Origin of the sequence: Mesorhizobium sp. M2A.F.Ca.ET.039.01.1.1 (assembly GCF_003998035.1) — a bacterium.
Classification (GTDB): Bacteria; Pseudomonadota; Alphaproteobacteria; order Rhizobiales; family Rhizobiaceae; genus Mesorhizobium.
In genome coordinates, this window is the sequence record NZ_RZRY01001607.1 from 1 (window position 1) to 386 (window position 386).

General features: G+C 58.0%; 1 pseudogene. It reads right to left on the reverse strand.

Annotation, left to right across the window (positions count from 1 at the left end):
* Positions 1-164: 164 nt before the first annotated feature.
* Positions 165-386: pseudogene (locus EOA24_RS41150) on the reverse strand (nucleoside kinase); the annotation flags it as partial.

The following is a 386-nucleotide window of genomic DNA, read 5'->3' on the forward strand; positions in this document are numbered from 1 at the left end:
TGTCAGCCGAGGGCGGGCTGCGAGGCGCCGTGAAAGCTCAAGGGATACGCAGGCTGCGGCCGGGTACAGAGTCTCAGCGCCGCTGGTGAGCCGTTCAGGCGACTAGCGTCTTCCCGTAATATTTTCGAATGCTTCCCCATCCTATTCGCGATGCGTTCAGGGCTTCAGGCGAGTTGAGCGAGGATATTGTCGACGACGCTTGGAACCGTACCCGCCGTGTCGATATCGATGCCGACGAGAAGATATTCCCGGGTATGATGGTTGCGCAGTACCAGCCGCCGCTCGGCCGGATCGAAACCTGGCTCATTCGGTCGCCCATCTAATCGTCGGTTCAAAGTCTCAACGTCTACGTCGAGCACAAAGACCTTGTCGAATAAGTCCAGGAA